17 protein-coding genes and 1 pseudogene are annotated in these 19,039 nt (G+C 60.8%); 12 read left to right on the top strand and 6 right to left on the bottom strand.

Features of this window, described 5'->3' with window-relative positions; all coding sequences use genetic code 11:
* Nucleotides 1-383: 383 nt before the first annotated feature.
* The 3 genes and pseudogenes from NXC14_RS25265 (at nucleotide 384) to NXC14_RS25275 (ending at nucleotide 3,676) form a co-directional block, all read left to right on the top strand.
* Nucleotides 384-1,879: pseudogene (locus tag NXC14_RS25265) on the top strand (DUF4173 domain-containing protein).
* A 46-nt stretch (nucleotides 1,880-1,925) separates the two neighbouring features.
* The gene (locus tag NXC14_RS25270; protein ID WP_085780773.1) at nucleotides 1,926-2,630 is read left to right on the top strand and encodes a response regulator transcription factor; all 705 of its coding nucleotides are present in this window, start codon (nucleotides 1,926-1,928) and stop codon (nucleotides 2,628-2,630) included.
* The gene (locus NXC14_RS25275) at nucleotides 2,630-3,676 is read left to right on the top strand and encodes a HAMP domain-containing sensor histidine kinase (protein WP_085780774.1); all 1,047 of its coding nucleotides are present in this window, start codon (nucleotides 2,630-2,632) and stop codon (nucleotides 3,674-3,676) included. The genes NXC14_RS25270 and NXC14_RS25275 overlap by 1 nt, the downstream gene beginning before the upstream one ends.
* Here NXC14_RS25275 and NXC14_RS25280 read toward each other — a convergent pair.
* Nucleotides 3,666-4,304, bottom strand: a complete 639-nt coding sequence (locus tag NXC14_RS25280; RefSeq protein ID WP_085780775.1) for a TetR family transcriptional regulator — start codon at nucleotides 4,302-4,304, stop codon at nucleotides 3,666-3,668. The two genes, NXC14_RS25275 and NXC14_RS25280, sit on opposite strands and share 11 nt — an antisense overlap.
* A gap of 278 nt (nucleotides 4,305-4,582) precedes the next feature.
* On the opposite strand from NXC14_RS25280, the gene NXC14_RS25285 reads away from it, so the two are divergent.
* The 5 genes from NXC14_RS25285 to NXC14_RS25305 all read left to right on the top strand — a co-directional run bounded on the left by NXC14_RS25285 (nucleotide 4,583) and on the right by NXC14_RS25305 (nucleotide 10,363).
* The gene (locus NXC14_RS25285) at nucleotides 4,583-5,146 is read left to right on the top strand and encodes a TRAP transporter small permease (protein ID WP_085780776.1); all 564 of its coding nucleotides are present in this window, start codon (nucleotides 4,583-4,585) and stop codon (nucleotides 5,144-5,146) included.
* A gap of 10 nt (nucleotides 5,147-5,156) precedes the next feature.
* Nucleotides 5,157-6,437 (top strand): TRAP transporter large permease subunit, encoded by a 1,281-nt coding sequence (locus NXC14_RS25290; protein ID WP_085780777.1) that lies wholly within the window; start codon nucleotides 5,157-5,159, stop codon nucleotides 6,435-6,437.
* Between the two features lie 71 nt (nucleotides 6,438-6,508).
* On the top strand, nucleotides 6,509-7,525 hold the full coding sequence (locus NXC14_RS25295) for a TRAP transporter substrate-binding protein (RefSeq protein ID WP_085780778.1): 1,017 nt from the start codon (nucleotides 6,509-6,511) through the stop codon (nucleotides 7,523-7,525).
* Between the two features lie 64 nt (nucleotides 7,526-7,589).
* Nucleotides 7,590-8,450 (top strand): shikimate dehydrogenase, encoded by an 861-nt coding sequence (locus NXC14_RS25300; RefSeq protein ID WP_085780779.1) that lies wholly within the window; start codon nucleotides 7,590-7,592, stop codon nucleotides 8,448-8,450.
* A gap of 23 nt (nucleotides 8,451-8,473) precedes the next feature.
* Nucleotides 8,474-10,363, top strand: a complete 1,890-nt coding sequence (locus tag NXC14_RS25305) for a sugar phosphate isomerase/epimerase and 4-hydroxyphenylpyruvate domain-containing protein (protein ID WP_085780780.1) — start codon at nucleotides 8,474-8,476, stop codon at nucleotides 10,361-10,363.
* A 6-nt stretch (nucleotides 10,364-10,369) separates the two neighbouring features.
* Here the strand turns inward: NXC14_RS25305 and NXC14_RS25310 are convergent, their stop codons facing one another.
* From NXC14_RS25310 to NXC14_RS25325, 4 genes are all read right to left on the bottom strand, one after another.
* The gene (locus NXC14_RS25310) at nucleotides 10,370-11,380 is read right to left on the bottom strand and encodes a LacI family DNA-binding transcriptional regulator (protein ID WP_085781257.1); all 1,011 of its coding nucleotides are present in this window, start codon (nucleotides 11,378-11,380) and stop codon (nucleotides 10,370-10,372) included.
* Nucleotides 11,381-11,503: 123 nt separating this feature from the next.
* On the bottom strand, nucleotides 11,504-12,514 hold the full coding sequence (locus NXC14_RS25315) for an alcohol dehydrogenase catalytic domain-containing protein (protein WP_085780781.1): 1,011 nt from the start codon (nucleotides 12,512-12,514) through the stop codon (nucleotides 11,504-11,506).
* A 38-nt stretch (nucleotides 12,515-12,552) separates the two neighbouring features.
* A complete protein-coding gene (locus NXC14_RS25320; protein WP_085780782.1) occupies nucleotides 12,553-13,323 on the bottom strand; it encodes an L-iditol 2-dehydrogenase in 771 nt (256 codons plus the stop codon).
* A gap of 148 nt (nucleotides 13,324-13,471) precedes the next feature.
* Nucleotides 13,472-14,785: a sugar ABC transporter substrate-binding protein gene (locus NXC14_RS25325; RefSeq protein WP_085781258.1), complete on the bottom strand. Its 1,314-nt coding sequence runs from the start codon at nucleotides 14,783-14,785 to the stop codon at nucleotides 13,472-13,474.
* 300 nt (nucleotides 14,786-15,085) lie between these two features.
* Here NXC14_RS25325 and NXC14_RS25330 point away from each other — a divergent pair, with 300 nt between their 5' ends.
* On the top strand, nucleotides 15,086-16,069 hold the full coding sequence (locus NXC14_RS25330; protein ID WP_085780783.1) for a sugar kinase: 984 nt from the start codon (nucleotides 15,086-15,088) through the stop codon (nucleotides 16,067-16,069).
* 3 nt (nucleotides 16,070-16,072) lie between these two features.
* Nucleotides 16,073-17,341: a D-tagatose-bisphosphate aldolase, class II, non-catalytic subunit gene (locus NXC14_RS25335; protein WP_085780784.1), complete on the top strand. Its 1,269-nt coding sequence runs from the start codon at nucleotides 16,073-16,075 to the stop codon at nucleotides 17,339-17,341.
* A 28-nt stretch (nucleotides 17,342-17,369) separates the two neighbouring features.
* On the opposite strand, the gene NXC14_RS25340 is transcribed toward NXC14_RS25335, so the two are convergent.
* Nucleotides 17,370-17,969: a TetR/AcrR family transcriptional regulator gene (locus NXC14_RS25340; RefSeq protein ID WP_085780785.1), complete on the bottom strand. Its 600-nt coding sequence runs from the start codon at nucleotides 17,967-17,969 to the stop codon at nucleotides 17,370-17,372.
* Between the two features lie 122 nt (nucleotides 17,970-18,091).
* Here NXC14_RS25340 and NXC14_RS25345 point away from each other — a divergent pair, with 122 nt between their 5' ends.
* Nucleotides 18,092-18,520 (top strand): Tautomerase enzyme, encoded by a 429-nt coding sequence (locus NXC14_RS25345; protein WP_085780786.1) that lies wholly within the window; start codon nucleotides 18,092-18,094, stop codon nucleotides 18,518-18,520.
* Between the two features lie 93 nt (nucleotides 18,521-18,613).
* On the top strand, nucleotides 18,614-19,009 hold the full coding sequence (locus NXC14_RS25350; protein WP_085780787.1) for a VOC family protein: 396 nt from the start codon (nucleotides 18,614-18,616) through the stop codon (nucleotides 19,007-19,009).
* The last annotated feature ends 30 nt before the right edge of the window (nucleotides 19,010-19,039 follow it).

Consider the following 19,039-nt stretch of genomic DNA (forward strand, 5'->3'; position numbering starts at 1 on the left):
CGTTTCCCTAGTTGATCTCGACTTGCCATCCCGTGGAACCGGCAGAAGCACCACCCGATCGGTGACGTTCGTTGTCGTGCTTCCGAGGGATTGGTGAATTCCCAACCGCCGTCACGGCCGCTGCGAGCTGGAGCGACCCTCCATGACCTCCAGGATCGGACAATCTCCTGAATTGCTCCTCACTCTCTGCACAAAATCTGCAATCCGGCGCGGCATCTTCCCGCCATGAGCAAAACCGACATCCCGCCGCGTCTCACATCGCCAACCTTGCCGGACCGCCTGCGCAAGGACGGGTGGTGGCTGACTGAGGGTCCCTCTGCCGAGGGAAGGTTGGGAAGTACGCTCATCGTGATCGAAAATCGGCGTCTGCGAGAGGAGCACCAATGGACACAGCCGACATCCTGACACAACCGATGCCCATCAGGCGCGGCAGCGGCAGGGTCGCCGCGCTGCTTGCGCTGGTGGCGCTTGCCGACTTTCTGATCTTTGGCCACGCCCCCGGGATCAACCTTTTTCTCTTTGCTGTTGCGGTCTGCGTCAGCATTCTGTTCTCGGCCCGCAAGCCTCCATCGCCTCCGACGGCAGCTTTTCTCGTGGGCTTTCTGGTCCTGGCTTCGGCGCCCCTGCTGGAAGCGCCGTCAGTCACGGGCCTTGCCTTTTGCGTCGGTGGGCTGATGACGGTCGCTCTCGTGAGCGCCGAACTGATGCCTCGTCGGCTAGCAGCCCTGCCCCCGGTATTTCTTCGGTTCGCTCTCGTCATTCCTTTGCGACTTGTCGAGAGCATCAAGAAATATCTTGCGACGCCGGGCAGACGCCTCTCCCTTGTCAGCGTTCGGCGGGGCATCGGTCTCTGGATCATGCCTGTCGTTCTCGCAGCGGTCTTCGTGTCTCTCTTTGCGGCTGCGAACCCGCTTATCGAGATTGCGCTGCGGAGCATCGATTTCGGCGTTCTGCTGCAGTTCCTCGATCCTTGGCGGATCTGCTTCTGGTTGATGACCGCCATTGTGGTTTGGGCGATGCTGCGGCCTCGATTGAAGCGGCGTGCTGCGCGGCCGCAGGCCGCAGGACGTTCATGATTGTGCCCGCCAGGAATGCGCCATTCGGCCACGCTTCGCTGCTGCGGTCGCTCGTCCTGTTCAATGCCGTGTTTGCCGTCCAGACACTCCTCGACCTGGTCTATCTCTGGGGTGGCGCGGATCTGCCCGATCACATGAGTCATGCTGAATATGCACATCGCGGCGCCTATCCCCTGATTGCGACAGCGCTTCTCGCTGCCGGCTTTGTCCTCGTTTCCATGCGACGAGGCGGGCCTGGCGATTATAGTCCGCTCATCCGCGGCCTTGTCCATGCCTGGATCGCTCAAAACGTCCTTCTCTGCCTGTCGTCGATGCTGCGCCTTGGACTTTACGTCGAAGCCTATTCGCTGACCGAACTGCGTGTCGCCGCCGGTCTGTGGATGGGGCTCGTCGCCATCGGTCTCATGCTCATCCTTCTCCGCATTCTGCTCAACCGATCCAACCAGTGGCTGATCGCGGCTAACCTCGCCTCTCTCGCGACGGTTCTCTACATCAGCGCCTTCATCGATTTCCCGGCATTCATCGCCCGCTTCAATGTCTACCATAGCCAGGAGATCAGCCAGGAAGGCCCGCCGCTCGACCTTGCTTATCTCTCCTCGCTCGGCCCCTCCGTCATTCCGACGCTCGATCTTTATCTCAGTATGCTGCCGGAACACCTGATTGACCGGAGGAGCGAAGCGGTGACGGTTCGGTACTACCTCGCCAGGAATTTCGGGATGCGCCGGAGCGACTGGCGGAACTGGACCTTCCGGGCGGCGCGGCTGCAGAGCTATCTTCTGTCCCCTGCAGCCATTGCAAGATAGAGCAAGAACGATAACAACAGGCACGACAACCAGTACAGGACCGGTGATGACGCCCCGCATTCTCGTCGTCGATGACGAGCCTCATATCCGCGATGTGATTTGCTTTGCCCTTGAACGCGCCGACTTGGCATCGATGGCGGCCTGCAACGGCACCGAGGCGATGGCGGCCTTCCGCCGCGGCAACATCGATCTGATCATTCTTGACATCGGTATGCCCGGTATGGACGGTCTGGAAGTCTGCCGTCAGATCCGCACGACCTCAGGATTGCCGATCCTGTTTCTGTCGGCGCGCGACGAAGAGATTGACAGGGTATTGGGGCTCGAAATCGGCGGGGACGACTATGTGACGAAGCCTTTCAGCCCGCGTGAACTGGTGGCGCGGGTGAAGGCGATCCTGAAGCGCAGCGGCAATGAAGCGGGGTCTGACAGGCGCCACGCCACGCTCGTCGCCGGCGAGCTCAGCCTGGATCGCGCCGGCAGGACCGTTATGTTCGGCAAGAGCGCTGTTGCGATGACGGCTCTCGAATTCGCCATCCTGGACGCATTGCTGTCACGGCCCAGTATGGTCTTCAGCCGCGAGCAACTGATGCAGGCGGCCTACGGCGCCGGCACCTATGTCGCCGATCGCACGATCGACAGCCATATCCGCAATATCAGGGCCAAATTTGCTGCCGCCGGCGGCTGCGGGGTTATCGCAACGGTTCACGGGATCGGTTTCAAGCTCGGCGGCGACATCGGGAGGAAGGCGTGATGCCGGCGCCGAAGGTCAGGGTGAAATGGCGGCCGCCGCTGGCGCTGATCGTCTACGCGGTGCTTCTCACGGTGATGGCGTTGCCTGCTTTGATTGTCATCTGGTTTCGCGCCACGGAGGCGAGCGCGAACCGGATGGAGCCGGTGGAGATCATCGCGCTCGTTGTCGTCCTCGTGCTGACGCTCGCCGTCGCCTATGTGCTGACGCGCACCATCACCGGCCCCATCGACGCCCTGATCGCCCTGACGGATGAGATCGCCCGCGGCGGCAAGGCAGCAATCCGTCCGCTTGATAGCTATGGGACGCGGGAGATCGCCGTGTTGTCGCAGAGTTTCCTCGATCTGGCGGGCAAGCTCGTCGACCGTACGGAATATGTCCGCTCCTTTGCCGCCCATGTGTCCCACGAATTGAAATCGCCGCTGACGGCCATTCGAGGCGCGGCGGAGTTGTTGCGTGATGATGATGTGGAGAGGCCGATGACGAAGGCGCAACGCCTGCACTTTCTGGACAATATCGTCGCCGATGCAGTCCGGCTCGACGGGTTGCTGCTGCGGCTGCGGGAACTTGCCCAGGCGGAATCGCCGGTGACCGAGGGCGGAAGCAGCATCGCGAACGTCATAACCCTATTGCGCAAGCGATTCCCTGCCCTTGATATTTCAGGGACGGGAGATACGGACACATTGATTGCGCTTCCGGAGGAGGCGGCCATCATCGTCTTTTCCAACCTTGCCGACAACGCCCTGCAACACGGCGCCGCGCTGCTCAAGCTCACGGTGTCGACCGATGCCCGCACAGCTCACATCCTCGTCCGGGACAATGGCAGCGGTATTTCCGCGGCGAACCGCGACCGTATTTTCCAGCCGTTCTTCTCGACTCGCCGTGAAGACGGCGGCACCGGCATGGGGCTCGGAATCGTCCACGCCATGCTCAGCTCTCACGGCGGCACGATCCGCCTTCGGCAGACGACGGGCGCCGGCGCCGAATTCGAAATTGCAATACCCTTGCTAACTAGCGCGGTTGAGGAGCGCGCGTTCGTCAGTTCTTGAGATAGCTGACGACGGCATCGGCGATCATTCCGCGATGGCGTTCGATCGTTTCGCCGTCCGAGAGATTGCGCCGGAAGATTGTGCCGAATGTGTAGCGATTCGAGACGCGAAAGAAGCAGAAGGCGCTGATCATCATATGGATGTCGATCGGGTCGGCCTTGCGCCGGAAGATGCCCTGGTCGAAGCCGCGCTCCAATATGCCGGCAATGGTTTCGATGACGGAGACGTTGAGGTCGCGGATCGCCTCGGAGCGAAGCATATGGGCGGCATGATGGATGTTCTCGATGCTGACGAGTCGGACGAAATCGGGATTGGCCTCGTCGTGATCGAAGGTCGTTGAAATCAGTGTCCGCAGCGCCTCTTCCGGCTCGAGATTGGACAGATGCAGATCGGATTCCAGCGAGCGTATCTTGCGGTAGGACTGCTCGAGCACGGCAAGATAGAGCCCTTCCTTGCTGCCGAAATAATAATAGATCATCCGCTTCGAGGTGCGCGTCTTCTCGGCGATGGAGTCGACGCGGGCGCCGGCAAGCCCATGGGTAGAGAATTCCTCGGTTGCAACGAGGAGAATATCTTCCTTCGTCTGCTGTGGATCGTTCTTCCGACCGGTTTCGCCCCGTTCCGTCATGAGCCTGATTACCGCACTTTCTAATCTATTGGTTTGTTTCTCGAATTCCGGCTTTCGGCTTCACTCGAAGCAAGTGTCTTCTGTACCCGTCTCCGCCAGTCTTATTCACGTTGCAGGCATGTTTCAATAGATGCCGCTTGACATACGAACTAGTTAGTACATTTTGGAGAAGCGAACAGTGGAGGAATTGATCGCGACGCTAATATTTGGTCACGACGTGCATTCGCGGGTCTGACGACGGTCGGCCGGCAAGGGCAAGCTACGCTTGGGAGGAGCGAATGACCCGTATCATCGAATTTTATTTCTTCGCGCTGAAGGTGACGATCGCGCTGCTGCTGGCAGGTATGGTCCTGCTGGTTTTCGGCAATGTCGTACTTCGTTACGCTTTCAACCAGGGCATCACCTCTTCGGAAGAACTGTCGCGCATTTTTTTCATATGGCTGACTTTCCTCGGCGCCGTCGTGGCGATGCGCGAGCATGCCCATCTCGGCGTCGACTCCCTCATCATCCGCCTCCCGAAACCGCTCGCGAAGCTTGCAGTGCTCCTCGGCTATGGAATGATGCTGGTCGCCACCTGGCTGATGATCAGCGGCAGCTGGGCCCAGACGCTGATCAACCTTCACGTCTCGGCCCCGGCGACCGGCATTTCGATGGGCGTTTTCTACGGCGCGGGGCTCGCCTTCGGCGTGCCGGCCTTTTTCATCCTTCTCTGGGACGCTTTTGCCATCGTGACCGACCGCATCGACGTGACGACCGCCGGGCTTGTGCGCGACAGCGAGGAACAGGCGGCACTTGAAGATCCCGCGCAGACGGCCTTCCCCGTTCTCAAGCCGAAGCACTGAGGAGCGCGTCATGACTGTCACGATCTTCCTCGGCGCCCTTCTCGGTCCGATGGCGCTCGGCGTTCCGATCGCCTTTGCCCTCATCATCACAGGTGTGGCGCTGATGATGTATCTCGGCATGTTCGATGCGCAGATCGTCGCGCAGAACGTGCTGAACGGCGCCGACAGCTTTCCGCTGATGGCCGTGCCCTTTTTCCTTCTCGCCGGCGAGGTGATGAATACCGGCGGCCTTTCACGCCGCATCGTCAATCTCGCCATGGCGCTGGTCGGCCATATCAGGGGCGGCCTCGGCTTCGTCGCCATCTTCGCGGCCTGTGTGCTGTCGAGCCTTTCCGGATCGGCCGTCGCCGATGCGGCCGCGCTTGGCGCCCTGCTCTTCCCAATGATGCTGAAATCGGGCCATGATCCTGCTCGCGCCGGCGGCCTGCTTGCTTCCGCCTCGATCATCGGTCCGATCATCCCGCCCTCGATCGGCTTCATCCTTTATGGCGTCATCGGCGGAGTCTCGATCACCAAGCTGTTCCTGGCCGGCATTTTCCCGGGCCTGATGATCGGAGCGGCCCTCTGCGTTACCTGGATGATCGTGGCGCGCAAGGAGCAGTTCGCCCTGCCGCCGAAGCAAAGCGGCGCGGTGCGGATGAAGGCATTCGCTGAGAGCATCTGGGCGCTGATGCTGCCCGTCATCATCATCGTCGGCCTGAAGTTCGGCGTGTTCACGCCGACTGAAGCTGGCGTCGTCGCGGCGGTCTATTCGCTCTTCGTATCGATGGTCGTCTATCGGGAACTGCCGCCGTCGCGGCTGTTCGAGGTCTTCGTCGCGGCTGCGAAAATAACCTCGGTGGTGATGTTCCTGGTTGCCTGCGCTGCCGTTTCGGCCTGGCTGATCACCGTCGCCGACGTACCCGGCGAACTCGCGTCGCTCGTCGAACCGCTGATGGACAATCAGACACTGCTGCTGCTTGCCATCATGGTGCTGATCGTCGTCGTCGGTACCGCCATGGACATGACGCCGACGATCCTGGTCATGACGCCGGTGCTGATGCCCATCATCAAGCAGGCTGGAATCGATCCTGTCTATTTCGGCGTGCTGTTCATCATCAATAATTCGATCGGGTTGATAACGCCGCCAGTCGGCACGGTTCTCAACGTCATCTGCGGCGTGTCGAAGCTTTCGATGGAGGATCTGATGAAGGGTGTCATCCCCTTCATGATCGCCGAACTGCTCGTTCTTTTTCTGCTCGTCCTTTTCCCCGCCCTGGTGACCGCCCCGGTCGCTTGGTTCGGGCACTGATTTCGCCGCTGACGGCGATGGAATTTCAACGCGGCCGGAGGGAGATGCCGGCTCTATCCTGGGAGGAAAACATGCTGAACAGATTGACGAAACTGGCGCTGGGACTGGCTCTGCCGATTGCGCTTCTGGCAAGCGGCCCTGCCGTGGCAGAAATCCGCGAGCACAGCCTCAAATTCGCCGCCGCCAACAATAAGGGCCATCCCCAGGTCATGGGCATGGAGAAGTTCGCCGAGCTGGTGAAGGAAAAGAGCGACGGTAAGATCGAGGTCAAGCTGTTTCCGGGCGGCGTGCTCGGCGGCGACGTCCAGACGGTGTCGGCGCTGCAGGGCGGCGTCATCGAGATGACGGTGCTCAACGCCGGAATTCTCGCCAGCAACGTCAAGCAGTTCGGCGCTGTCGACCTGCCGTTCCTCTTCAACAGCGGCGAAGAGGCCGACAAGGTGATGGACGGCGCGTTCGGCACCGAGCTGATGAAGCTCCTGCCCGATACCGGCCTCGTCGGTCTCGGCTATTGGGAGCTCGGTTTCCGCAACCTCACCAACAACCGTCATCCCGTCACCAAGCTCGAGGATATCAAGGGTCTGAAGATCCGCACGATCCAGTCGCCGATTCCGATCGAACTCTTCAACAGCCTCGGGGCCAATGCCGTGCCGCTGCCCTATACGGAGCTCTATACCGCGCTTGAAACCGGCACCGTCGACGGTCAGGAAAATCCGGCCGCCAACATCATCAACGCCAAGTTCTTCGAAGTGCAGAAGTACATGACGATCACCCGTCATCAGTACAATCCGCAGATCGTGCTCATCAGCAAGAAGTTCTGGGACAGCCTGAACGATGAGGAAAAGGCGGTCTTCCAGTCGGCCGCGACGGAAGCCCGCGACTATCAGCGCAAGGTGTCCAGGGAAAAGGATGCCAACGCGATCGCGGAAATCAAGAAGACCGGCATGGAAGTCACCGAACTCAGTCCGGAAGAGACGCAGAAGCTGCGCGACGCCGTCAAGCCGCTGATCGACAAATTCACAGCGGAGATTGGCGTGGACACCGTCACACAGCTCTTCAAGGAGCTCGACGCGGTTCGCGGCAAGTAAACGGATCAGGGCCCGCAGCGAATCTGCGGGCCTTTGCCATCACGAGAGAAACGGGAACTGGCGTATGTCCGAGACACTGCTGAAACCGTTGAAGGCCGGGCTGATCGGCTCCGCCATCCAGGCTTCGCTGACGCCTGCCATGCATATGGAGGAAGGTGCGGCGCAGGGGCTGGACTACGACTATGAGCTGATCGATCTCGTCAAGCTGAACGCCTCGCCGGCCGATCTTTCGCGGCTGGTCGCGGATGCCGAAGAGCGCGGTCTTGCCGGCCTCAACATCACTCATCCCTGCAAGCAGCTCGTCATCGCCCTGCTCGACGAGTTGTCGCCTGAAGCCCAGGCGCTCGGCGCCGTCAACACCGTCGTCCTGAAGGACAACAGGCGCTTCGGGCATAATACCGACTGGTGGGGCTTCGCCGAGAGTTTTCGGCGTGGACTGCCGCAAGCCGATCTTTCCTCGGCCGTGCAGCTCGGCGCAGGTGGAGCGGGTGTTGCGACCGCCTATGCGATCCTGACGCTCGGCCTGAAGAGGCTGACGGTCTTCGATCGCGAGCATGAGCGTGCCATCGATCTGGCGGAAACGATGTCCGCGCTCTTTCCCGATGCGTCGATCACCGCCGGCAGCGATCTTGCTGTCGCGATGAAGGCGGCTTCCGGCTTGATCCATGCGACGCCGACCGGCATGGCCAAATATCCCGGCACGCCGCTTCCGCCCGAACTTCTGGAAAGGCGGCATTGGGTCGCCGAAATCGTGTACTTCCCCCTGGAGACCGAGCTATTGTGGCAGGCGAGGCAGCGTGGCTGCCGGACGCTCGATGGCGGCGGCATGGCGGTCTTTCAGGCGGTTGGCGCCTTTCGTCTGATCACCGGCAGGGAGCCTGACGCCGGTCGCATGCTAGCGCATTTCAAGACCATGACGACTTAACGCTACCCGCAAGGACCACTGCGATGAAGACATCGATTGCGACTGTTTCGCTGAGTGGCGACCTCCGCGACAAGCTGGAGGCGATCGCCAAGGCCGGCTTCGACGGCGTGGAGATATTCGAGAACGACTTCCTGATCTTCGATGAAAGCCCGAAGGAGGTCGGCCGGATCGTGCACGATCTCGGCATGGAGATCACCCTCTTTCAGCCGTTCCGCGATTTCGAAGGCATGCCCGAGCCGCTGCGCAGCCGCACCTTCGATCGCGCCGAGCGCAAGTTCGACATCATGCAGGAAATGGGTACCGACCTCGTCCTCGTCTGTTCGAATGTTTCGCCGGCTTCGCTCGGTGGTCTGGACCGAGCGGCGGCCGATTTTCATGAACTCGGCGAGCGCGCCGCGAAACGCGGTCTGCGCGTGGGCTACGAAGCGCTTGCCTGGGGCCGCCACATTCATGATCACCGCGACGCCTGGGAGATCGTCCGGCGGGCCGATCATCCGAATGTCGGCTTGATCCTCGACAGCTTTCACACGCTGTCGAGGAAGATCGACGTCAACTCGATCCGGTCGATCCCGAAGGAAAAGATCTTCATCATTCAGCTTGCCGACGCGCCGTCGATCGACATGGACCTGCTCTATTGGAGCAGGCACTTCCGCAACATGCCTGGTGAAGGCGACCTGCCGGTACTTGATTTCATGAAGGCTGTGGCGGCAACCGGTTATGACGGCTATCTCTCGCTGGAGATCTTCAATGACCAATTCCGCGGCGGTTCGCCGAACGCGATTGCTGTCGACGGTCGTCGTTCGCTGATCTATCTCGGAGACCAGGTGAAGCGGCAGCAGCCGGAGAGCGCCCTGCCGGTGCCCGCCATGCCGCCACGCGCTGTCGTCGAGGGCATCGCCTTCATCGAGTTCACTGCCGATGAAGACGAGGCGCCGGAACTGGAAGCGCTGTTTGCGAGCCTCGGTTTCCGCAAGGCGGCCAAACACAAGACCAAGCGGGTAACGGTCTTCCGCCAGGGTGCCATTAATCTCGTCGTCAATACCGAGCGGAAAGGTTTTGCCAGCGCCTCATATGCCGTGCACGGCACTTCGGCCTACGCCGCCGGGCTTATGGTCGACGATGCCAAGGCGGCCTTGCAACGCGCGATGGCGCTCGGCGCCGAACGCTTCGAACAATCGCTCGATGCCGGCGAGATCGAGATGCCGGCGGTGCGTGGTGTCGGTGGCGGCGTCCTCTATTTCCTTGACCGCAAATCCGAGCTTGGCCGCATCTGGGAGATCGAATTCGATGCGATCGAGGATGATGTCGCTTCGCAGCCGGCGGGACTGCAAACGATCGATCATATGGCGCAGACGATGAAATACGAGGCGCTGCTGACCTGGCTGCTGTTCTACACCTCGCTCCTCGAGGCTGAGAAGACGCCGATGGTTGATATCGTTGATCCCTCCGGCATCGTCCGCAGCCAGGTGGTGGAAAATCGGGAAGGTTCTTTGCGCATCACCATGAACGGCGCGGAAAACCGCAACACGCTGGCCGGCCGCTTCATCGCCGAAACCTTCGGCTCCGGCATCCAGCATCTCGCCTTCAGGACCGACGACATCTTCGCCACCGCCGCTGCCCTTGCCGCAAACGGTTTCATATCGCTTACGATTTCGCCGAACTATTATGACGATCTCGAAGCCCGCTTCGGCCTCGACGCCGAATTTGCCGATCGCCTTAAGGCCAACAACATCCTCTACGACCGCGATGATTATGGCGAGTATTTCCAGCTCTACAGCCCGACCTATGGCGAGGGTCTGTTCTTCGAGATCGTCGAGCGGCGCGGCTATCGCGGGTATGGCGCCGCGAACGCCATTTTCAGGATCGCAGCGCTGAGGAAACATCTGAGGCCGACTGGCCTGCCCCGGGCCTGAGAGGCCTCAGGCCGAGGTTCGCAGCATCAGTTCGGCATTGAGAAGAATGCGGCCCGCCGGTGCGGCGGGCCCCTCCCCTTCGCCGAGCCGTTCGAGCAGCAGTTCGATCGCCAGCCTGCCGATCTCGTTATAGTTCTGCGCAACTGTCGTTATCGGCGGGCAGGCGTATCGGGACAGTGGATGGTCGTCATGTCCGGCGACACGCAGGTCATGGCTGGCGCCGTGGCCAACCTTGAGGCCCTGCTGGAAGGCGGCGGCGATGACGCCGAAAGCGACGCGGTCGTTGGCGCAAAGCACGGTTCGCGTCGGGAAGCCTTGGCCAGACGTCAGGATGCGGGTTGCCTCCTCGAAGCCGAAACGCTCGAAATCCCAGCTCTTGCTATCCGCAAGCTCGACAATGCTGGGCGCCATGCGGAATTGCTCCATCGCCTCCAGGTACGCCGTCTGGCGTGTCAGGGCGTTGGTGTTAACATGTGGCATGCCGAAATAGCAGGGCGGCTCGCCCGAGCGGCAGAGATAATCGACGATCAGGCTGAAACTCTGGCGATTGTTGGTGCCGACGAAGGAAGACGTCTCATCGAGCGGCGAGTCCACATAGATGAGGGGTACGCTGCGGCCGAGCTCGTCGAGCGTCGCATGATGGGACTCGACGCCGAGCGGCGCGATGATCGCGCCGGCGACATTCATCGATTTCAGCGTCTTGATCGCCCGGTCTTCCATCTCGGCCTTGCCGTCCGAGGACAGGACGAAGGCTAGGAAGCCGGTCTCATTGGCGATCAGTTCGATGCGGCGGGTGAGCGCCATGTAAAAGGGATCGGTGGAATTGGGAATGATGACGCCGAGGATGTTGCTGCGCCGGCGGTTGAGATTGACGGCGAATATATTCGGCCGAAATCCCGATTTTTTCAGCGCCTGCTCGATCGTCTCCCGGGTCTTTTGACGCACGGACATCGGATCGCTGAAATATTTGGAGACGGTGGGACGCGACAGGCCGACGAACTCGGAAAAGTCCTCCATGGTTTTGATTGTCTTTCCCACCATCTGATCTCCTGACACGGCACCTCTGACCGTTTCTAGATGACTCATCGCTCAACGAAAAGCGCTCCCCCGACGGAACGGGATAACGGCAATAGTTCGGACCTAGTCAGCTGAAAACTGCACTTTCATCGTTGCCGGATCAGCGGATTTCTTGGTGATGAAATGCAGCACTTCGCCGAGCGGCAGACGATGGGAAACCAGTGCAGCCATCGCGCCTTTGTCCCTTCGGAGAATGTCGAGGGCCTCAGGGATGTTGCGGTTCAGCGAATGGGAGCCGGCGAAATGGATCTGGCGTCGAAAAAGCTCGAAGGGCGAAATGGAAATGCGCTGGTCCGGTGCGCAGACCCCGAAGACAAGAACCGTACCGCCATCGGCGACGAAGTCGATCATGCCTTCGACGACCCGAGCGATGCCGGTCGCATCGGCGACGAAATCGAAGGCCCGGAGGAGGCCTGAAAGTGCCGCGGATTCGGGGACGGCCGTCTCCAGCCCCAGCTTTTTCGCAAGGGCAAGCCGCCCCTCATTGATATCGGCGACCATTACCAGTGGAACGCCCTTGGCTTTCAGGGACAGCGCCAGCAGCAGCCCGATCGGCCCGGCGCCGAAGACCAATGCGTTTTCCGGTACCGCGGGACCGGCTTCGAGGCCGGCGCTGCCAAGGCCGTTTAAGACGCAGGCGAGCGGTTCGGCGAGCGCGGCTAGGTTGAAGTCGAGGTCGCCGATCTCATACAGATGGTCGGTCCTGACCAGGCTGTATTCAGCAAAACCGCCATTCTCCGTAACGCCATAGGCTTTCAGGTCGCGGCAGAGATTGGTCAGTCCCTTGCGGCAGGCCCGGCACTCTCCGCAGGGAAGATTGGGATCGACGACGACCCGCGCGCCGACGGCAACACCGGAGACATCGCCCGCGACCGCCTCGACCACGCCGGCATATTCATGGCAGGGAACCAGAGGGAAGCGACCCTCTCCGTAACGGCCATGGAGGACGTCGATATCGGTATGGCAGAGGCCGGCCGCGCGCACGCGCACCAGCGCATGGCCGGGCCTCAGTTCCGGCAGCGGCAGCGCCGTGGTGACCGCGACGCCCTTTTCGGTATAACAAATGGATTCCATCTCGCTGGCTCCTGGATTGCCTGGCTGCGGGAGAGCGATCAACTCATCCAATTGCCGCCGTCGACATTGTATGTCTGGGCGAGAATATAATCGCTATCGGCGGAGGCGAGGAAGACGGCCAGACCCTTGATGTCGTCAGGTGTGGCGAAACGGCCGATCGGAACGGATTTGGCAACCGCTGCCTTCTTCTCACCCGGCTTCAAGCCCTCCCACTTGGCGAAATGGGCATCGACGACATCCCAATGCTCACCGTCGACGACGCCCGGTGCAATCGCATTGACGTTGATGCCGTGTTTCACGAGGGCAAGTGCGGCCGACTGCGTTGCCGAGATGATGGCGGCCTTGGAAGCGCAATAGAGAAGCACCAAGGCTTCGCCGCGACGGCCGGCCTGGCTTGCCATGTTGATGATCTTACCGCCCCTGCCCCGCTTGATCATGACATTCGAGACTGCCTTCATCATGAACAGCGGTCCCTTCAGATTGATCGAGAAGACGCGGTCATAACTTTCCTCGGTGATGTCGTTGACCGGTGCCATGTCGAAGATGGCGGCATTGTTGATCAGAATGTCGATGCCGCCGAACTCGGCATCGATCGTATTGACGACGGCATCGATCGCAGCAAGATCTGTAACGTCAAGCTGCATTGCCTTGGCTGCGGGGCCGATCGCAGCGGCGGATCTCGTCGCCCGTTCGATGTCAATATCGGCGATGACGACTTTGGCGCCCTCTTTGACGAAGGCTTCGGCGAAGCCCAGTCCGATGCCGCGTGCCCCGCCGGTAATCAGGGCGATCTTGTCTTTCAGTCTCATGTCTGTCTCCATTCAGCCGGCGTAGAGCCGGAAGATCCACGCGGCGCCCGTCCTGTCTGTTATCGGATCCGGCAGCCAGAAGGTTCCGGCAGCAGCGCTGCCGGAACCTCTCCGGGAGGAACTCGCGGCAGCGCCCGCGAGCACGAACTCACTTTGGGTAGCCTGCCTTTTTCATGTCGCGCTCGACCTGGTTCTGGGCGTTGTCGAGAGCGGCATCGACGGATTGCTGGCCGGACAATGCCGCACCGATCTGTTGACCGACGATGGTGCCGATGCCCTGGAATTCCGGAATGGCGACGAATTGCACGCCGGTATAAGGAACAGGATCCTTGGTCGGCTTTGCCGGGTCGGCCGAAAGTATTGCCTTCAACACCGTATCGGCAAAGGGGGCCGCCTTCTGATATTCAGCCAGGGCGTAAGTGGATTTGCGTGTGCCGGGCGGCACAGCGACCCAGCCTTCCTTCTCACCCACCATCTTCACGTAGTCCTTGGAGGTCGCCCATTTCAGGAAGGATTTAGCCGCATCAAGTTTGGTCGAGGTGGCTGGAATCGCCAGGTTCCAGGACCATGACCAGCTCGAGCCGTTGGCGGTGACGGCGACAGGAGCGCGGGTGAAGGCGATCTTGTCGGCGACCTTGCTCTGCTTCGGGTCATAAACGCGGCCGGCAGCCGAGGTCGCATCGATCCACATTGCGCAATGCCCGGTCGAAAACAGCGCCTGGTTTTCGTTAAAACCGTTACCGATCGCGCCAGGAGGACCGTATTTGGTCATCAACTCGACATAGTCTGTAATTGCCTTCTTCCAGGGCTCGGAATTGATCTGCGGTTTCCAATCCATGTCGAACCAACGCCCGCCATAGGAGTTGATCATCGTGCCGAGGAACGCCATGTTCTCGCCCCAGCCAGGCTTGCCGCGCAGGCAGATGCCGTATTGTTCCTTGGACTTGTCGGTCAGCTTGGCCGCATATTCCTTGATCTGATCGTAGGTTGGCTCATCCGGCATCTTGATGCCCGCGGCGTCGAAGAGATCCTTGCGATAGAGCGTGAACGAACTTTCCGTATAGAAGGGCACGGCATAGAGCTTGCCGTCGACGGTCAGCCCCGTCTTGATCGGGGCGAGCAGATCGTCATAGTCGTAATCGTCGCCGAGGTCGCCAACGGGCGCCAGCCAGCCTTGCTTGCCCCAGATCGGTGCTTCGTAACCGCCGATCGTGATGATGTCGTACTGGCCGCTCTTCGTCGCAATATCGGTGGTTACCTTCTGGCGCAGGACGTTTTCCTCCAGAACCACCCAGTTGAGCTTGTTGCCGGTCTCCTTTTCCCATTCCGGCGACAGTTTCTGCATGATGATCATGTCGCCATTGTTGACGGTGGCGATCGTCAGTTCATCGGCGCCCGCCATCCCGGCGGTGAGCGCGAGGCAGGCGACGGATGCAGAAAAGATGCAAATGATCTTGCTCATGATTTCCTCCTCCACGATGTCACGCATAATATTACATGCGTAAACTTTGTATCGGCTTCTCAAGATCTGTTGTCAAGCGCGTTCCGCTCACTTATTCTTCTGCTGGATAGAAGCAACAGACGTGCAAGTCCAGCGGCGTTGCGTCATTTTGCAATGCGCTGGAATCAAAAATAAGTTTCTGCGGTGCAGCACAAATATTGCCGTACGTAAACTAATTCTTGACGAACTATGGAACGGCGCGATAGGGCGGGATGGCGCGGAAGCGCAGGCATTGATCGGCCCGCATGAAGGAGATTGCAGATGCCGTCACGTCCCAAGGCACTTGCGCCAGAGGCGCTCGGACCGACGATCACAATTGGCGAAATTCTGGTGGAGATCATGGCGGCCACGGTCGGCGCCGGCTTCCTCGAGCCGCAATCGCTAACCGGGCCCTATCCGAGTGGCGCGCCGGCCATTTTCATCGATCAGGTCGCGCGCATGGGCGGTGCCAGCGGCATCATCGCCAGCGTCGGCAAGGATGATTTCGGTCGGCTGAACATCGAACGCCTGCGACGGGACGGCGTCGACGTCTCTGCCGTCGCCGTTAAAGAGGACTGGCCGACCGGCAGCGCATTCGTCCGCTATCGATCCGACGGGGCCCGCGATTTCGTCTTCAATATCGCCAGGTCCGCTGCCGGTCAGATCGCTCTGACGCCTGCGGCCGAGGCGCTCGTCGAGCGCGCCGGCCATGTGCACGTCATGGGAACGGCTCTTTCCATTCCCGGCGCCCGCGAGGTGATTCTCGACGCTATCGAGACGGTGCGCGCCCGCGGCGGATCGGTGTCTCTGGATCCCAATCTCCGTAAGGAGCTGCTGACGGATCATGGCGTCCTGGAAAGTTTCGACAAGGTGCTGGCCGCAGCCGATCTGTTGCTGCCATCAGGCGACGAGCTTTTCACCGCCGCTGGAGTAACTGACGAGGCCGGGGCTGTCGCAAAGTTGCTGGAAAGCGGTATCGGTGAAATCGTCCTCAAACGGGGCGAACAGGGCGCGTCCTTCTTCGGCCGCGATCTCGCGCGCGTTGATTGCGCCGCTTTTGCGGTCGACGAGATCGATCCGACCGGCGCCGGGGATTGCTTCGGCGCTGCCTACCTCACCTGTCGCCGTAAGGGCATGACCCCGGAGGCAGCCCTCCTCCATGCCAATGCAGCCGGCGCCCGCAATGTGACCCGGCTGGGCCCGATGGAAGGCGTTTCCACCCTTGCCGAACTGACGGCCTTCATCGCTGAGACCCCGAGGAGATAGACGATGGACCGGATTTTGACCCGTCTTGCAACTGCGCGGCGCGAAGGCACCCCCTTCGGCATTACCTCCGTCTGCTCCGCCCATCCCCTCGTCCTCAAGGCCGCCATCCGGCGGGCGGTGCGCGACGGCCGGCCGGTCCTGATCGAGGCGACCTGCAATCAGGTCAACCATCTCGGCGGCTATACCGGCATGACGCCGGAAGGCTTCATCGGCTTTGCCGAGCGCATTGCTACCGAGGAAGGGCTCGACCGTTCGCAGATGATCTTCGGGGGTGATCACCTAGGTCCCAATCCGTGGCGCAAGGAAAAGCCGGAGGCCGCACTCGATAAGGCCGAGGCGATGGTTGAAGCTTACGTCCGAGCCGGGTTCGGCAAGATCCATCTCGATGCATCGATGGGCTGTGCCGGCGAGCCGGCCGCGCTCGACGACCGGACCATCGCCGAGCGCGCCGCCCGACTGGCGCAGGTGAGCGAAAGGACCGCGAAGGCGATCGGCGGGCCGCTGCCGCTTTATATTCTCGGCACCGAGGTTCCGGTGCCGGGCGGCGCCGACCATGCCCTCGAAGAACTCCAGCCGACCACGCCGGAGGCTGCCCGGGCGACGATCGCCATTCATCGCGAGATCTTTTCGCAGGCGGGATTGGAAGACGCCTTTTCCCGCGTCATCGCTTTCGTCGTCCAGCCGGGCGTCGAATTCGGCAGCGAGAACGTAATCGGCTACAGGCCCGAACTTGCGACTGAATTGACCGCACTTCTCGACGAGGAACCGCAATTCGTCTTCGAAGCTCATTCCACGGATTATCAGACGCGCGATGCGCTGAGGCGCCTGGTGCAGGACGGCTTTCCGATCCTGAAGGTCGGCCCCGGCCTGACCTTTGCGTTGCGCGAGGCCGCCTATGCGCTTGATTTGATCGCCACCGAAATGGTGCCCGGTTATGGCGACAGGCCGCTCGCCGCCGCGATGGAGGCGGTGATGTTGTCGGCGCCCGGCGACTGGCAGGCCCATTATCACGGTGACGCCACCGCCCTGCGCTTGCAACGGCACTATAGCTACAGCGACCGCATCCGCTACTATTGGAATAGGCCCGAGGCCGACCGGTCTTTCGAGAAGCTGCTCGGCGCGCTGCGTGGCAAGACCATTCCGGAAACGCTGCTTCACCAATTCCTGCCGCAGCTTTCTGCGGCCGAAGCCGGCGATCCCGAGAATATTCTGATTTCAGCGGTCGATCGCGTTCTTGCCGACTATCAGAGCGCCTGCGGCAGGCCAATCTGAGCGGCGCGACGTCGTCTAGGCGAGCGGATCAATTTCCAGGCTCCATCACTGTCAACGCAGCCTGCGCGATGACATCTGCGATGCGTTCGGACAGCGCTGGGTCGGAGACGGCGCGCGCCAAGGTAACGCCGCCGCTCAGCATGGCGAGCAGCAGGATCGCCCGATCCTCGCGCCGCGGGTCGGATTGGCCCTGTATCGCACCCTCTTGCAGGCCGGCGGCGACTTCCTCGACGAGGCGTTTGATCTCTTCCGTATAGGCGTTTCGCGTTTCATCGTCCGCGCGCATCACGTCGGGGGAAAGGCTCGGCAGAGCGCAGCTCTCATCCAACTCGCAGGTCCTTTTATAGCCGAGATAGTAGCCGACGAATGTCGTCAGCCAGTCTTTCGGTTGATTGGCTTTCAGCGCCGCAATTCCCTGCCGCAGTTCTTCGAGGCCCGCCAGCACGGCTGTGCGAAAGGCTTCGCCCTTTGACTTGAAGTGTCCGTAGAATGCGCCGTTGGTCACGCCCGCTGCCTTGGTCAACGCATCAATACCGGCACCGCCATAGCCTTCCTTTCTGAAAATCTGCCCGGCCGCCGCGATGACTCGCATTCGGGTCTCTTGCTTGTGTTCGGCACTGTAACGCATGGAATACCCTCATTCGGAGTGATCACTCTTTATACCTTGCTAAGAGAGTGATCAGTGTGTATGCATAAAGAGTGATCGGTATATATCAGAAACGGTCACGATCCAAAATAGGGAAATATGCGATGCCCATTACACTCACCGTGCCGCAAGGCATGCTTTCGCAGCAAGCACAGGCGCAAGTCTTTGCCGGACTGACTAACGCGTTGCTTGATGTTGCCGATTTGACCGGCAATGCTTTCATGACCGCCAATATCGTCGGCACCATCAACGTGCTGCCGCGCGAACATGTGCTTGCCGGGGGAGCGCCAGTTGCCGCTGCGTTCATCGAACTCAAGCTGCCCGAGATCGCACTGGCGAGCGCTGAAGCAAAACAGGCTTTCTTCGAAAAAGCGGCCGATGTGGTCGAACGGGCCGCGGAGGGCCGGCTGAAGCGCGAGCATATATGGTCCAATATCGTCTATGCGCCTGAGGGGGCCTGGGGTATCGCCGGCCGCAGCTACAACAACGCCGAGTTTGTCGGCGCCATCCAGGGCGCGGCTACCGCCTCGTAACGATCGGCCCATGCGCGGAAATCTCTGACCTGATGCAAGACCGGACCGGCGACAACAATGAGTCGCGGTCCGGCACCACCACGGAGCCAAGCGATGCAGCTTGCCAACTATCTGTTCTTTTCCTCCGGCTGCGAGGAGGCGCTCGGCTTTTATGCCGAATGCGGGCTCGGGCATGTCACGCAGTTGAAGCGGCACGGCGCAGACGGAATGCCTATTGCCAGTGAAACCATGCGGGGCAAGGTTATGCATGCTCGCTTCGAAGGACCTGGCATCATGTTTTTCGCCTCGGACAATCATGATGCCGAGCCGATGCGCGGCTCCGCCCATATGCTGATCATGGACGACCATGACAGGACTGACAGGCTTTTCGCCCGGCTGGCCGAAGGCGGTGAGATAACGACACCCCTCGCCGTGCAGCCGTGGGGGAGTTACTACGGCAAGTTCACCGATCGCTTTGGTGTTCAGTGGATGCTCGATTGCTTGGCGTGAGCATGGGCTGACCATGAGCAATTGTGGTTC

The sequence above is a fragment of the Rhizobium sp. NXC14 genome, assembly GCF_002117485.1.
Classification (GTDB): Bacteria; Pseudomonadota; Alphaproteobacteria; order Rhizobiales; family Rhizobiaceae; genus Rhizobium.